This is a genomic window from Arthrobacter sp. B055-34 (genome assembly GCF_059090425.1).
Genome location: NZ_JBNHFQ010000001.1, coordinates 271,494 through 284,973, shown reverse-complemented (window position 1 = coordinate 284,973; position 13,480 = coordinate 271,494). Strand labels below are relative to the sequence as shown.

Below are 13,480 nucleotides of genomic sequence, written 5' to 3'. Positions count from 1 at the left end.
AATGAATACGATCGGTGCAGCTGTTACTGCACTCCGGTGCCATTCTTCGTCCCGGTGCTTGGGAAAAAGTTATGTTGCAACGTTTACGTTGCGGTGCCACTCGCACCCCTGTAACTCCACGTCGGAGATGGGTAATCTGGCTATAAGGAACACCGTTCAGAGGCGACATTGCCCGCGGCTCTACGGCAAGGTTGCTTCCGCGTCGAGGGAGATGCATCGCAATGAGTGCAGAATGGGTCTTAGTCGGAGGAGCCTGGCTGTTCGGCCTGGTGCTGCTGATGGTCGTGGTACTGCTGGCAGTCATGGTGGTGCGGGCCTTTGTGACCGCCACCCGCGGCGGGCAGGATCCGTTCCTGCTGACCCCGGCAACAACGCATCATGCACCGCCGCCCCGAAGCGTGGCACGGCAGATCCTGGACCAGAGGCTGGCCCACGGCCAGATCACGCTGGACGAGTACCAGGAGCGGCTGCGCGTCCTCGGCGAAACCAGCAACGTGTAGCAGGTCCGGTCAGTCCCGGTTCCCGGTGCCCTTGATCTGCAGCAGCCGGGCGGCATCCCGCTGGGCCGCTTCTTCCTCGGGGCTCAGCACTGAACCGGCAACGTGCTGCGGCGCGGCCATCAAGCGCCTCAGTTCTGCGGGGGAGTAGGGGACGGGCGTGCGCTGGTGAGCCATCGCGTGGCAGTTGGCGCAGAGCGGCACCAGATCGGTCAGCGGATCCAGCTGATAGTCCGCACCCTGTTCGGCGGCCGGAACGATGTGGTGGACCTGGATGTAGTCTTTGCCGAGCCCGCCGTAGGCCGCTTCGAAATTGAAACCGCAGGCCGCGCAGCTGGATCCGTGGTGGCGGATGCAGGCCGTTCTCGCCTGCGGGCTGACTTCGTATCGGTTGGCGGAAACCGTCAGCAGGGCCTCACCGGGAAGCGCACCCGGCACGGGCAGCGTCAACTCAAACTGCGACGGCCCGGCGTAATCGGCCCAGACGTCCCGCAGTGCGGGAAGTTCGGCGGGCGGGATAATCTCGCCCCAGCCACGGATCAGGTCCCACGGCACGCCGGGAACGCGGCTGGCCAGCTCGTCGTAGGGGACATGTTCACCCTGGCGCAGGAGGGCGTCGAAAACGACGTCGACGGCGGAGCCTGATTCCAATCCCACGGACCGGGGCGCGGAGACACTGTCCGGTCCCACCGCGCCGTGGCCGATCAGACCCCGGTGCTTCCCGCCCGTGAGCAGCAGCCAGACCTCGGTGCCCGGGGCAAGCTCCGATGCCGAGCCGACGATCCATCTGGTCCGGAACCCGCCGGATTCGGCGACAAGCTCCACCACCTCGGGGAAGGCCGGTTGCCACGCATCCCAATCGGCAGGATCCCAGCCGAGGACGATCGCGTTCATGGGTTCCTCCTCGGCCGTGGGGTCAGGGGCGGCCGATGCCCTTGTAGGTCCAGCCGGCGTCGCGCCAGGTGGCGGGGTCGAGGACGTTGCGGCCGTCGAGGATGTTCTTGTCGTCCACGAGATTTGCGACGGCGGCGGGGTCCAGTTCGCGGTATTCCTTCCATTCGGTCAGGAGTACCAGGGCGTGGGCCTTGGCCAGCGCGGTCTTGGTGTCCGGTTCGTAGGACAGTTCGGGGAAGCGGCCCTTGGCGTTGGGCAGCGCTTCGGGGTCGGTGACCGTGATGGTGGCGCCCTGCAGTTGGAGTTGCTGGGCGACGCTGAGTGCGGGGGAGTCGCGGACGTCGTCGGACTCGGGTTTGAATGCGGCGCCCAGAACGGTGATGCGTTTGCCGATCAGGGAGCCGCCTACGAGTTCGCGGGTCAGCTCGACCACGCGGGAGCGGCGGCGCATGTTGATCGCGTCCACTTCGCGCAGGAAGGTCAGGGCCTGGTCGGCGCCGAGTTCGCCGGCGCGGGCCATGAAGGCGCGGATGTCCTTGGGCAGGCAGCCGCCGCCGAAGCCGACGCCGGCGTTGAGGAACTTGCGGCCGATCCGGTCGTCCATGCCGATCGCGTCGGCGAGGGCGGTGACGTCGGCGCCGGCGGCTTCGCAGACCTCGGCCATGGCGTTGATGAAGGAGATCTTCGTGGCCAGGAAGGAGTTCGCGGCGGTCTTGACCAGTTCGGCGGTGGCGTAGTCGACCACGAGGCGCGGGGTGTCGTTGGACAGCGGGGTGGCGTAGACCTCGTCCAGGGCGGCGGTGGCGCGGGCACCCCGTTCGCCGGCGGGGACGCCGTAGACGAAGCGGTCCGGGGTGAGGGTGTCTTTCACGGCGTGGCCTTCGCGCAGGAACTCGGGGTTCCAGGCGAGGACGGCGCCGGGGGCCTTGGCGGCGACCATGTCGGCCAGGCGGGCGGCGGTGCCGACGGGGACGGTGGATTTGCCGACGGCGATGTCGCCGTCGTGCAGGTAGGGGATGAGTTCGTAGAACGCGGAGTCGACGTAGGTCAGGTCCGCGGCGTATTCGCCTTTGCGCTGCGGGGTGCCGACGCAGACGAAGTGGACCTGGGCGCCTTCGGCGTCGGCCATGGAGGTGCTGAACTTCAGCCGGCCGGTCTCCTGGACCTCGGTCAGCAGTTCCGGCAGGCCGGGCTCGAAGAAGGGTGCGCGGCCGGCCTGGAGCTCGGTGATCTTGCGCTGGTCCACATCGATGCCAACAACTTCATGACCGAGCTTGGCCATGGAAGCTGCGTGGACGGCGCCTAAGTAACCACAGCCAATGACGGAGATACGCATACAGATCCTTTGAACGAGACTTTCTTGGAAAACCCTATTGACAGTATCCCGCAAACATGAAGAGAAGATTAAAACGCCACTGAACTTGAGGGGACCTTGAGGTTCATACATTAGGGTGTGCACAAGCCTAAACGCTTGTGCCATCTGGGGACGGGCACGCGATGGGCGATTATTGGGGAGTTGGGGAACTCATATGTCTGTACTTTTTCGCGTCCGAAACGCCATCCATCAATCTGGACAGAACTACCGAACAACCAGCCGTGCAGAACAGCAGGTGCTGCCATGACCGGATTCATGAGCGCACGCGTTCAAGCCGCTGCGGACAATGGAACGGTCCTGGTCGGCGTGCTCTGTCTTGCCTTGGTGTTCCTGTTTTTCGCGCTGCAGCGCAAACCGCCGCGGTTGCTGAAGACTGATCCCGCGATGCTGCGGTCCACTTTTTTCACCGGCGTCATGGCAGCGGCCCTGTTCGCCGGGCTTACCAGCGGCGGGACTCCAGAGCTGATCGGGGCAGGCCTGGCGGCGGGCGCTGCCTACGGCCTGTTCTGCAGCTTTGTCCGGCAGCGGCCCGCGCGGTCGGGCAGCCTGCACCTTGTCCGGTCTTTCATCGAGTTCATCATCGCGGCGGCGGCGGTGTTCTACGCGACCACCGCCTACTTTGAGCTGGCGGCGCAGTCCTCCGCAGCCGGGTTGCCGCGCCCGTTCTGGACCGCGGCCTACATTGCGCTGCTGGCCGCTGCGTTCATCGCGGTGCTGCCCAATACGCTGCACAAGATGGGCAGCCACGGTTCCATCCTGGACGTGGGCATGTGCACGTATGCCGCCCTGGTGTTGCTGACCTTCTGCCTCGGGCCCACTGGCTTGGGGACGCTGGGGCTGCCCGGGGACCGCTGGATTTGGGCGATCGCCGGCGTTGCCGTGGTCCTGATTGCCAGCGTGCTGGCGCCCGGAGCGCTGACGGCGGCCGGCGGGTTGTTCCTGCTGCTCGGCGGGGTGCTGCTGGAGGCCTCGGTCGGGGCCGATTTCTCGCTGCCGTCGCTTGTCTCCGCGTCGGTTCTGGTCGCTTACGCGGTCTGCTTCTGGCTGTGCCTAAGCGTGACGCGGAAAGTACTTCCACCGGTCGTGGAGATGCGCTAAGTTTCAACGCAAGGGGGAACATCCATGAAAATGCATAGAGGTGCCCGGGCAAGTCTTGCCGCGGTGGCCGCCGCCGCCGTCGTTGTTCTTGCAGGTTGTTCCGCCTCTCCGCCGCCGTTGGTTCCCACGCACAGCGCCGACACCGGCGCTGCGCGAGGCCGTCAACGCCCGGGACATCATGGACCACCTCGAGGCGCTGCAGGACGTAGCCAATGCCAACGGCGGCCACCGGGCCGCCGGCAGTTCCGGCTACGAGGAATCCGCCCGATATGTCGAGGAGCAGCTGCGCGCGGCCGGTTACAACCCTGTGCGCCAGCATTTCACTTACGAGAACGACCACGACGACCACGACGACGGCGGCGGTGGCGGCGAGAAGGTCGAGACCTTCAACGTCCTCGCGGAAACCAGCGGCAGCGACGAGCACATCATTGTGGTGGGCGGGCATCTGGATTCGGTGCGCCGCGGGCCCGGCATCAACGACAACGCCAGCGGGGTGGGCGCCATCCTCGAAACGGCACTGCGGATGGCGGATTTCGGGATCGAGCCGACCAACAAGGTGCGATTCGCGTTCTGGGGCGGCGAGGAGGAGGGGCTGTACGGATCGCAGCATTACGTGGACGAACTCAGCGGCAGCGAGACCGGGCAGCATGCGGTCTACCTGAACCTGGACATGGTGGCCTCGCCCAACGGCGTACGACTTGTGCACGACGGCGACGGCTCAACTTTCGGCGACAACGCCCCCAATGGTTCGGATGAGATCGAGGACGTTTTCGTCGACTATTTTGCCGACCGCGGGCTGGAGGTGCTGCCCACTCCGTTCCTGGACGACGACTCCGACTACGCGGCCTTCCTCAAAGCCGGGATTCCCTCCGGGGGGCTCTTCACCGGCGACGCGGGCACCAAGAGCCGGTCCGAAGCCCAGGACTTCGGCGGCGAGGCGGGAGTGGATTACGACAGCTGCTACCACCAGTCCTGCGACACGATCGAGAACGTGGACACGGACCTGCTGGAGGAAATGGCTGACGCCCTGGCACACGCCACCATAGCCTTCGCCACGGCCACGCCTGTGGAGGATTGAGCGGGCTGAGCCTGGGCGGCACCCTCCTTAGCGGCCTCAATTCCCGAATCTGACAAGAGGTTTTGTCAACCCCTGATGGCAATTTTGCCTCCGCGAAGGGCTAACTGGTTGTGCGCTCTTCCGGCCCGAGAATCCCTCGACTAACGTCAGCCACACGACCGGTGTTGGGGGCCATGCCGGGCGACATTCAACCGAAATCAGGGGAATGACGAAAATGAATCATCGTCGCAATAAGCGTGCCGGGGCGATAACCGCCGTCGTCGCTTTGGCACTCAGCGCCGGACTGCCCGCCAACGCGGACAACGGAACGGACACGGAAAAGCTGCGTGAAGCCGTTACTGCTGAGAGCATCTTGAACCACCTTGAACAACTCCAGAAAGTGGCCACCAACAACGGCGGGAACCGTGCGGCCGGAACGGAGGGCTACGAGGCAACGGCGGAGTACATCGAGTCCCAACTGGAGGATGCCGGCTACGATCCGCAGCGCCAGTACTTCGACTACCAGCAGTTCATCGAACACACGCCCTCGGAGCTGGCCCAGGTCTCGCCGACGGAGAAGACCTACGTCAACGGAACCGACTTTACGACCATGGAGTACTCGGGTGCCGGCGAAATTGAGGCCGCGGTAACAGCGGTGGATGTTAACTTCACCGATCCGGCGGCCTCGACCAGCGGTTGCGAAGCCGCAGACTTCGAAGGCTTCACCGCCGGGAATATCGCACTGATCCAGCGGGGCACTTGCACCTTCGGGGTAAAGGCGCAGCTCGCTGCGGATGCAGGTGCTTCGGCAGCCATAATCTTCAACCAGGGCAATGGGGACGACCGGACAGGGCTTCTGAACGGAACCTTGGGAGAAGCCGTTACGATCCCGACGGTCGGTGCCACTTACGCTGTGGGCCAGGCTCTGGCCGCGGATCCGGTGACAACGGCACGCGTCAAGGTGGATGCCGAAGTCAAGCAGTCCACCACGTTCAATATCCTGGCGGATACCGCCGGTCGGGCGGACCGCACCGTGGTGGTCGGCGCCCATCTGGACAGCGTGGCCGAAGGCCCCGGCATCAACGACAACGGCTCCGGCAGCGCCGCCATCCTGGAGACAGCCATCCAGATGGCTGAGCTGGACGATGACGGGCCGCGCAACCGCGTGCGCTTTGCGTTCTGGGGAGCAGAGGAAAGCGGGCTGATCGGCTCCACCCACTACGTCTCACAGTTGAGCAAGGAGGAGATCAAGCAGCACGCCCTCAACCTGAACTTCGACATGGTTGGCTCGCCAAACTTCGTGCGTTTTGTATACGACGGCGACGGCGATGCTTTCGGCCAGGTCGGCCCGAACGGATCGGCCCACATTGAACATGTCTTTAACGACTACTTCGCCTCTCAGGGGCTGGCCTCAGCACCGACGGCCTTCAGCGGCCGCTCCGATTATGCTGCCTTCATCGCAAACGGCATTCCGGCAGGTGGCTTGTTCACTGGAGCCGAAGGAGTCAAAACAAAAGAAGAGGCTGCTGTCTTTGGCGGTACGGAGGGGGAAGCCTATGACCCCTGCTACCACCAGGCCTGCGACGATATCGAAAATGTGAGCATGGAGGCGCTCGATCAGATGTCCGACGCCGTCGCGCATGCCTCGCTCACCTTTGCCGAGACCACGTCCGCAGTCAACGGCACGGCCAAGGGCGGCTCCAACAGCGGTGTTGCTGACATGAAGTTCAAGGGCCACTCCGCACAGAAGTAGCCCAATACAAACCGGCGTTACAGCTACCGGTTAGCGCCGCCGTCGTTCATCTGTTCCGGATGTTCGGCGGCGGCGCCCTCTTTGGCCACACGGCGGTATTCCAGGAACGCATACAGGACCACGAGGCCCAGCGCCGAGCCATGGGTGTTGGCCAGCACATCCTGCATGGTCCCGAACCGGCCGGGCAGGAACGTGTCCTGGACCAGTTCGATCAGGAAGGAGACGGCGAAGGCAGCGGGCACGGCGATCCAGCGGTAGCCCGCGCGCAGGAGGGTCCCGCCGAGCAGGCCGATCGGCACGAACATCACAATGTTGGCGCTGGTCTCGACGAAGTTGTAATCGATCCAGTCCGGCGCACCGAAGGCATGCAGCTTCGCCAGCACCTGCAGGATCGTGCCGCTCGCATCGCGGTCCACCGGCGTTGGCCACAGGACTACCAAGGCCACCGTCAACAGGTAGCCGATCAGCAGGAAGCCGGGCAGATGCCCGCGCCGCCCACCGGCAGGTACGGTCAGCAGCCGGGCACCGTTTTTGGCATCGTGCGTTCGCCGGAACCAGGACTCTAGCCTGGCCCGGGGCCGCGACCGGCGCATCGCCTGCACTGCGGACTTCAATCGTGCCGCCAGCGGTGCCAGTTTCGTCCCGAACTCCTTACCCTGCATGCCCAACTTCGCTGCCCACGTCCCCAGTTTGGTCCCTAACGTGTGCCGCATCAAACCCTGTCCGCCGACGTCGCCTCCGTGGGACGGATCCGGTTCCGGCCGTCGGCCGGAAGCAGGACCCTGAAGGTGGTGCCCTTGCCAAGCTCGCTCGTGAAGTTGATTGCGCCGCCGTGCGCTTCCACGATTGCCTTGGTGATCACCAGGCCAAGGCCAACTCCGGGGATGGCCGCGCGGCGGACCGTGGGGGTGCGGAAGAATTTGGTGAAGACCCCGCCCAGGTCTTCTTCCGCGATGCCCATGCCGTGGTCCTCCACCTCGAAGCCGACACTGTCCGCTGCCTGCCATGCCCGGACGGTAACGCGGCCGCCAGCGGGGGAGTACTTGATGGCATTGGAGAGCAGATTGTCCATCACCTGGCACATTCGGTCATGGTCAATGAACGCCTCAAGATCGCCGGGGCTCTCATTGACCAGCACGACGCCGGATTCCTCCGCCCGAGGTGTTGCCGAAGCCAGGCAGGATGCGATGACGTCGGCCAGATCGGCGTTGCGTTGCTCGATCTTGGCCGGGCCGGAGGCGGTGGTGAGCAGGTCCGAGACCAGCTGGAGCAGCCGCTCGGCATTGCGCAGCGCCACGCGCAGGGATACGGCCATGGAGCCGTCCGGATCCTTCAGCTGGGTCTCCTCCAGTGCCAGATCGAGGTAGCCGATGATTGAGGTCAGCGGTGTGCGCAGCTCGTGCGACACGCTGGCCACGAAATCGTCTTTGGCAGCCAGGGCGTTCACCAGATCCGTGACATCGCTGAAGGCAACTACAGAACCGGCGAAGGCGCCGTCGTCGTCCCGCATGGATCTGGCGGAGATGGACATGGCCCGTTGCTGCTTGCCCTCGCCGATCCAGACCAATTCGTCGGAGAAGGTCTCCCCGCGCACGGCCCGCAGAACCGGCCGCTCATCCGGCGGGATCGGTGAGGTGCGGTCCGGTTTGTACACATGCAGCTGGCCTTCATTGGGATCAGTATTTCCTGAGGGAGCCGCCAGCATGTGGTTCTGCACTTGGCGCCGGTTCATCAGGATGTCGTGCCCGTCCTTGTCCACGGCAACCAGACCGACGCCGACCGTGTCCATCATCGTCTGCATGAGCCTGGAGCGGTCCCTGGTTTCTTCTAGGACAGACTGAAGTTCGCGGTCTTTGGCTTCAAGGACTGACTGTTTGTCCGTCTCGCTCAGGCTGAATATCGACGCCGTGACGCAGATGGCGAGCATGATGATGGGAATCAGGAAAGGATCGGCCAGCCCGGCTGCGGTAACCGGCTCACCGGAGGTCAGAACGGGAATCCAGACCAGCAGCAAGGGTACGAAGAAGCTGATGATTCTGGCGGCGACTGGCGCTATGCCGGACCATGCCAGCCAGAACACCGGGAAGACCGCCAGCATGCTCAGCCCGCTCAGGGACTCGGCCCCGCCTGTCCTCAGCGCCGCTACGACAACGAAATCCAGTAGCGGGATGACCCAGTAGGTGGGGTACGGCAGTCGGTCCCAGGGGACCAGAAAGCTGGCCGCTGTCAGAACCGCCAGCATGATGAGCCCCGCTTGGAAAGCAAGGTTGTCAAGGGTTGCCGGGAAGAAGATTGCCGCCACCAGCGCCACCAGGGTCACGGAAATCACCAGCGGCATTTGGCTCAGGAAGACCCGGTGCCGCAGATTCAGCTCATGAAACTGCTTCCGCACGCCGATCATGGCCAGCGCGTTTTTGACGACTGCGGACATGTTCCCCGGTTTCCTGTTCCTGCAGCAGATGAGACTGATACCCGGCACAGCTTGTTCTACCCGCCGGAAATTCAGTATAAAGGTGGGCCTGTCCCGTTCCGGCCATGGTAGCCCGGCTACGCCGGAAAAAGTGTCCGAGGTGAAAGGTATAATACGAACAGTTGTTGCATCGAGGCGCATCATGGATGTGCCGGCAAGAAGTTCGGGGGGATTTTGGAAGCATCACGGGTAGCAGTCATCGTCGAAGATGACCGCGACATACGGGACCTCATCGAAGCTGTTCTGGTTCAGTCGGGCTTCGAGGTCTATGCTGCGTCCAGCGGGGAAGAAGGCGTACAAGCCGTCGAAAAACACGATCCGTCCATCGTCACCCTGGATCTTGGCCTGCCGGACATGGACGGGTTCGAAGTAGCCCGCCGCATCCGTCTCTTCAGCGATAGCTACATCATCATGCTCACCGCCCGCGCCGAAGAGCTGGACACTTTGCTGGGGCTGGAATCCGGCGCAGATGACTACATCACCAAACCGTTCCGCCCGCGCGAACTGCGGGCCCGCGTCGCAGCCATGCTCCGGCGGCCGCGGATGGGCGACACGGGTGCGCTTTCTGTGGGGCAGGCCCCCGTGCCAGTCGCTCCGGCCAATGGATCAGGGCAGCCGGAAGGCAACGGCCAGGCTCACGTGGCTGAATCGGCGGCCAATGGAAACCAACCCGGCACATACTTGCACAACGGGCTTCTGCTGAACCACCATACGCGGACCACAGAGGTCAACGGCCAGGAGATTGAGCTGACCCGCACGGAGTTCGACCTGCTCCACGCGTTGATGGAAAGCGGGCGCGTGGTGCGTACGAAGACGGACCTTGTCCGTCGGCTCCGCTACGAGGACTATGACACTGGCTCGTTTATCAGCGACGCCGATATGCGCGCTATCGAAGTCCATATCGGTAATCTGCGCAGGAAGCTGGGCGATAATTCGCGCGAACCGCGCTGGTTGGAAACCGTTCGCGGAGTCGGTTACCGGCTAGCCCCCAAGACTCTCCGCTAACCGACCCCGCCGTGTTCGGGCGTCTGGCATCGCCCGCCCATCTGCCGGATTAGTATTAGTTGCCGCCGTTGCTCCGACAACCTGCCTGTGGTTCCAGGTAGTCCAGTTCTAACTGGGCCATGGTGGCGCGACCGCATGCCGTGATTTCTTCCAACAGGTCCAAAGTGCAGGAAGTCATAATGTCTTCGCCCAGACGAAGGAGCATTGCCTGCAGGTTCGCTGCCAACTGGGACAGTCTGCCAGCGCCGGCCATCGCGCTGGTAACCTTCACGCTCAGGACAACGTCCATGGCAGCCTTCGCATCGGAAGCCCGGATAGCCTGGCACAAACGGACTTGTCGCTCGTCCCAGATACCGATGAAGCTCCGGACGAATGCCCGGCAGGCCTCTTCATCCTCAAGCTCAGCCGCCAGCTGACGTAGCGTTTCCAGAGAGACTAGCGGCGCAACTTTCGGCATATTGCTACCGCCCTTCTGCCAGTCAATTGACCGCTCGCACTTGATCCCTGGACCTCAACTTCGCTACGACATTCATCGTGCCTTGCGATGCTCAGGATGCAGGGCAAAAAAGACTCAAGATCGGCTCAAGATTGCCTGACGTGCAAGTTCGTCAGCATCTTGAGCAAATTTTCCGGTCTACAATCCCGGCTGCCAGTACAAAGGGACGGTCGGATCCCAATCCTCAGGGGTGGCAGCGGCATCGACAGTAAAGCGCGCTGGGTTAGCTGCGGCCCTCGCCCTCAAACACGTCGGGGATGCCGTCCTGGTCAGTGTCTGCGGTCTCGATTTCCTCGATCTTGCGGTAGTGACTGTTGCGGGCGCGCAGGATGACGGTGGCAGCCAGCGCGGAAACCAGGGAGCCGGTCAGAACCGCAACCTTCGCATGGTCGTGATGCTCCGTGCCGAGGGCGAAGCTGAGGTCGTTGACAAGCAGCGAGACGGTGAAGCCCACGCCGGCGAGAATCGAGATGCCGAAAACATCGATCCATTTAAGCGTCGGGTCCAGATTGGCCTTGCTGAGTTTGGTCAAGGTCCAGGTGGTCATCATGATGCCGATGGGCTTGCCAAGGAACAGGCCAAGGATGATACCCAGGGCAACGGTCTCCGTGAGGGAGGCGCCGAACCCATCCCAGCCGCCCAACGCGACGCCGGCGGAGAAGAATGCAAAAACGGGAACCGCGAAGCCGGTTGAGAGCGGGCGGAAGCGGTGCTCCAGCTGCTCGGCCAGACCGGGGCCGGCATCCGGGCCGCCCTCCTTTTTGCTGCGCAGCACCGGCACCATGAAGCCCAGCAGCACGCCGGCGACGGTGGCGTGAACACCGGAGGAGTGCATCAGAGCCCACGTGATGACGCCCAGCGGCAGCAGGATGACCCACGCGGCGATGTGGTTCTTGGCGAAGAACTTTGCGTACTTCTGGGTCAGGAATGCGAACAGCGCCAGCGGGACAAACATCAGGAGCAGGAACGGGACGTGGACTTCGGCGGTGTAGAAGAAGGCGATGATCGCGATGGCAATCAGGTCATCCACGACGGCGAGAGTCAGGATAAAGATGCGCAGGGCGCTGGGCAGGTGCGAGCTGATGACCGCAAGGACAGCGACGGCGAAGGCGATATCGGTAGCGGTGGGAATAGCCCAGCCTCGCAGTGCCTCGGGGCCGGCTGCGAGGTTGATGATCACGTAGATGAGAGCCGGAACTGCCACGCCGCCGAATGCCGCGGCGATGGGTACGACCGCCCGGCTGGGGGAGCGCAGGTCGCCGGCAACGAACTCCCGCTTGAGCTCCAGGCCGGTGAGGAAGAAGAAGATCGCCAGCAGGCCGTCGGAGGCCCACTTCCCGATGCTGAGGTCCAGGTGCCAGGGCTCGTAGCCGATCTTGAAGTCACGGATGGCGAAGTAGCTGTCCGCGGCGGGGGAGTTGGCCCAGATCAGGGCAGCTACCGCGGCGATCAGCAGCATGATGCCGCCGACGGTTTCCTTGCGCATCAGATCACTGAGCCGGACGTATTCCGGATAGCTGCCGCGGCTAAGAATGGTCTTCTTGCCGTTTCCGGGGGCGGAGTTGGTCACTGGTTCTCCAGACGGTTTTTGACATCACGGACGTACTCGACGACCAGACTTCCCGTCACACCGTGAGCAAGTTTACATCTCAGCGCGTGAGGTGCGTCGTCTGTTACTGCCTTAGCCGGACACCGCGCGACGGAGCCGAAGAGGGCAGAGCTTCGGGGTAAATTCACTTGCGTTAACTAGCTGAGCGCACAGCCTAGCTGCAGGTGCCACCGGGTTTTCGGCCAGAGCCGAGCACCGGAGTTCTCCTGCAACTAAAGGCTATGCGCCCAGGTGTGTGGGGCTGTGAAGCCTGGACTTAGCGGGAAGTGTTGAGTTCCTCGTGCGAGTCCGAGCGCCCAAGGATCTCCTTGGGGATGAAGAATGCGAGGGCAAAGAGCAGCAGCCCGATGCCGAAAGCGGGAATGGCGCCGATCTGCGGCTCCAAGCCAAAGGCGAGGAGGGCGCCGGCGAAGAGAACCATCATGATGACGAAGGTGATGATGTTGCTGACCAGGTGGCCTTCGCCGGAATGGGAACGCTGCTTGGGGGTTGCCATGGAACTGATTCTCCTCGTAAATGCCGTGCTAAAAGAAGTGCCCAAAATTGAGCGGATTAGTATGCGGAAGTAGCTTGCTCACCGTTAACAATAGCCACTGATGAGCTCGCTCCAATTCTCGTGGCGCCCGCTTCGAGCATCGCACGCGCGTTCTCGAGCGAACGGATGCCCCCGGACGCCTTGACCCCGAGCTTCGGACCGACCGCCTTGCGCATCAGGGCAATGTCTTCAACGGTTGCCCCGCCGCCGCTGAAACCGGTGGAGGTTTTCACGAAATCCGCGCCCGCTTCGGCCGCGACCTCGCAGACCAGGGTCTTTTGTTCGTCGGTGAGGAAATGTGTTTCCAGAATGACCTTCAGCGCCGCCCCGCCGGCGTGAACGGCATCGGCCACGGCAGCGATGTCCGTGTATAGCGAGTTGCGGTCATTGGCGCGGGCTGCGGCGATGTTGATGACCATGTCGATTTCGTCCGCGCCGTCCAAGTTGGCACCGCGGGCCTCGTAGACCTTCACATCTGTGGGAGTGGCTCCGAACGGAAATCCGATAACGGAACAGGTCTTTACGCCGGAACCCTTGAGCGTGTTGTGCACCAGGGCAGTCCAGAGCGGGTTGGTGCAGACCGAGGCGAACTTGTGCTCCACGGCCTCCTTGCACACGGCAAGGATGTCATCGCGGGAAGCGTCCGGCTTGAGCAGCGTGTGGTCAATGTAGGAGGCGATCCCGGACATAG

General features: G+C 63.3%; 13 protein-coding genes. 5 read left to right on the top strand and 8 right to left on the bottom strand.

Going from position 1 to position 13,480, the window contains the following annotated elements:
* The first annotated feature begins 221 nt into the window (after positions 1-221).
* Entirely contained in the window at positions 222-500 is a 279-nt protein-coding gene (locus AC5RWO_RS01205; RefSeq protein WP_498728748.1) for a DUF1707 domain-containing protein, read from the top strand.
* 9 nt (positions 501-509) lie between these two features.
* Here AC5RWO_RS01205 and AC5RWO_RS01200 read toward each other — a convergent pair whose 3' ends face one another.
* Positions 510-1,391: an HNH endonuclease gene (locus AC5RWO_RS01200; RefSeq protein ID WP_498728747.1), complete on the bottom strand. Its 882-nt coding sequence runs from the start codon at positions 1,389-1,391 to the stop codon at positions 510-512.
* 22 nt (positions 1,392-1,413) lie between these two features.
* Positions 1,414-2,727, bottom strand: coding sequence for a UDP-glucose dehydrogenase family protein (locus AC5RWO_RS01195; protein ID WP_498728745.1), 1,314 nt, complete (start codon positions 2,725-2,727; stop codon positions 1,414-1,416).
* Between the two features lie 282 nt (positions 2,728-3,009).
* Between AC5RWO_RS01195 and AC5RWO_RS01190 the strand changes: the two genes are divergently transcribed.
* The 3 genes from AC5RWO_RS01190 to AC5RWO_RS01180 all read left to right on the top strand — a co-directional run bounded on the left by AC5RWO_RS01190 (position 3,010) and on the right by AC5RWO_RS01180 (position 6,674).
* Positions 3,010-3,864 (top strand): hypothetical protein, encoded by an 855-nt coding sequence (locus tag AC5RWO_RS01190; protein ID WP_498728744.1) that lies wholly within the window; start codon positions 3,010-3,012, stop codon positions 3,862-3,864.
* Between the two features lie 40 nt (positions 3,865-3,904).
* Positions 3,905-4,942: a M20/M25/M40 family metallo-hydrolase gene (locus tag AC5RWO_RS01185; RefSeq protein WP_498728743.1), complete on the top strand. Its 1,038-nt coding sequence runs from the start codon at positions 3,905-3,907 to the stop codon at positions 4,940-4,942.
* A gap of 205 nt (positions 4,943-5,147) precedes the next feature.
* Complete coding sequence (locus AC5RWO_RS01180; protein ID WP_498728741.1) at positions 5,148-6,674, top strand: M28 family peptidase; 1,527 nt, start codon at positions 5,148-5,150, stop codon at positions 6,672-6,674.
* Positions 6,675-6,697: 23 nt separating this feature from the next.
* Here the strand turns inward: AC5RWO_RS01180 and AC5RWO_RS01175 are convergent, their stop codons facing one another.
* Both AC5RWO_RS01175 and AC5RWO_RS01170 read right to left on the bottom strand, forming a co-directional pair.
* Positions 6,698-7,336: a VanZ family protein gene (locus tag AC5RWO_RS01175; RefSeq protein WP_498728739.1), complete on the bottom strand. Its 639-nt coding sequence runs from the start codon at positions 7,334-7,336 to the stop codon at positions 6,698-6,700.
* 50 nt (positions 7,337-7,386) lie between these two features.
* Positions 7,387-9,105 carry a sensor histidine kinase gene (locus AC5RWO_RS01170; RefSeq protein ID WP_498728737.1) on the bottom strand — a complete coding sequence of 573 codons (1,719 nt, stop codon included), beginning with the start codon at positions 9,103-9,105 and terminating at the stop codon, positions 7,387-7,389.
* A 213-nt stretch (positions 9,106-9,318) separates the two neighbouring features.
* Here AC5RWO_RS01170 and AC5RWO_RS01165 point away from each other — a divergent pair, with 213 nt between their 5' ends.
* A complete protein-coding gene (locus AC5RWO_RS01165) occupies positions 9,319-10,149 on the top strand; it encodes a response regulator transcription factor (protein ID WP_498728735.1) in 831 nt (276 codons plus the stop codon).
* Positions 10,150-10,204: 55 nt separating this feature from the next.
* Here AC5RWO_RS01165 and AC5RWO_RS01160 read toward each other — a convergent pair whose 3' ends face one another.
* The 4 genes from AC5RWO_RS01160 to deoC form a co-directional block, all read right to left on the bottom strand.
* Positions 10,205-10,606, bottom strand: a complete 402-nt coding sequence (locus tag AC5RWO_RS01160) for a hypothetical protein (RefSeq protein WP_498728734.1) — start codon at positions 10,604-10,606, stop codon at positions 10,205-10,207.
* Between the two features lie 262 nt (positions 10,607-10,868).
* A complete protein-coding gene (gene nhaA, locus AC5RWO_RS01155; RefSeq protein WP_498728733.1) occupies positions 10,869-12,215 on the bottom strand; it encodes a Na+/H+ antiporter NhaA in 1,347 nt (448 codons plus the stop codon).
* Between the two features lie 295 nt (positions 12,216-12,510).
* Positions 12,511-12,750, bottom strand: coding sequence for a hypothetical protein (locus AC5RWO_RS01150; RefSeq protein WP_498728732.1), 240 nt, complete (start codon positions 12,748-12,750; stop codon positions 12,511-12,513).
* Positions 12,751-12,806: 56 nt separating this feature from the next.
* Positions 12,807-13,478 carry a deoxyribose-phosphate aldolase gene (gene deoC / locus AC5RWO_RS01145; protein ID WP_498728730.1) on the bottom strand — a complete coding sequence of 224 codons (672 nt, stop codon included), beginning with the start codon at positions 13,476-13,478 and terminating at the stop codon, positions 12,807-12,809.
* Between the last annotated feature and the right edge of the window lie 2 nt (positions 13,479-13,480).

Coding starts and splice junctions, on each gene's coding strand:
- AC5RWO_RS01205 (WP_498728748.1), top strand. CDS start 222: ATGAGTGCAGAATGGGTCTTAGTCGGAGGAGCCTGGCTGTTCGGCCTG.
- AC5RWO_RS01200 (WP_498728747.1), bottom strand. CDS start 1,391: ATGAACGCGATCGTCCTCGGCTGGGATCCTGCCGATTGGGATGCGTGG.
- AC5RWO_RS01195 (WP_498728745.1), bottom strand. CDS start 2,727: ATGCGTATCTCCGTCATTGGCTGTGGTTACTTAGGCGCCGTCCACGCA.
- AC5RWO_RS01190 (WP_498728744.1), top strand. CDS start 3,010: ATGACCGGATTCATGAGCGCACGCGTTCAAGCCGCTGCGGACAATGGA.
- AC5RWO_RS01180 (WP_498728741.1), top strand. CDS start 5,148: ATGACGAAAATGAATCATCGTCGCAATAAGCGTGCCGGGGCGATAACC.
- AC5RWO_RS01175 (WP_498728739.1), bottom strand. CDS start 7,336: ATGCAGGGTAAGGAGTTCGGGACGAAACTGGCACCGCTGGCGGCACGA.
- AC5RWO_RS01170 (WP_498728737.1), bottom strand. CDS start 9,105: ATGTCCGCAGTCGTCAAAAACGCGCTGGCCATGATCGGCGTGCGGAAG.
- AC5RWO_RS01160 (WP_498728734.1), bottom strand. CDS start 10,606: ATGCCGAAAGTTGCGCCGCTAGTCTCTCTGGAAACGCTACGTCAGCTG.
- AC5RWO_RS01150 (WP_498728732.1), bottom strand. CDS start 12,750: ATGGCAACCCCCAAGCAGCGTTCCCATTCCGGCGAAGGCCACCTGGTC.
- deoC (WP_498728730.1), bottom strand. CDS start 13,478: ATGTCCGGGATCGCCTCCTACATTGACCACACGCTGCTCAAGCCGGAC.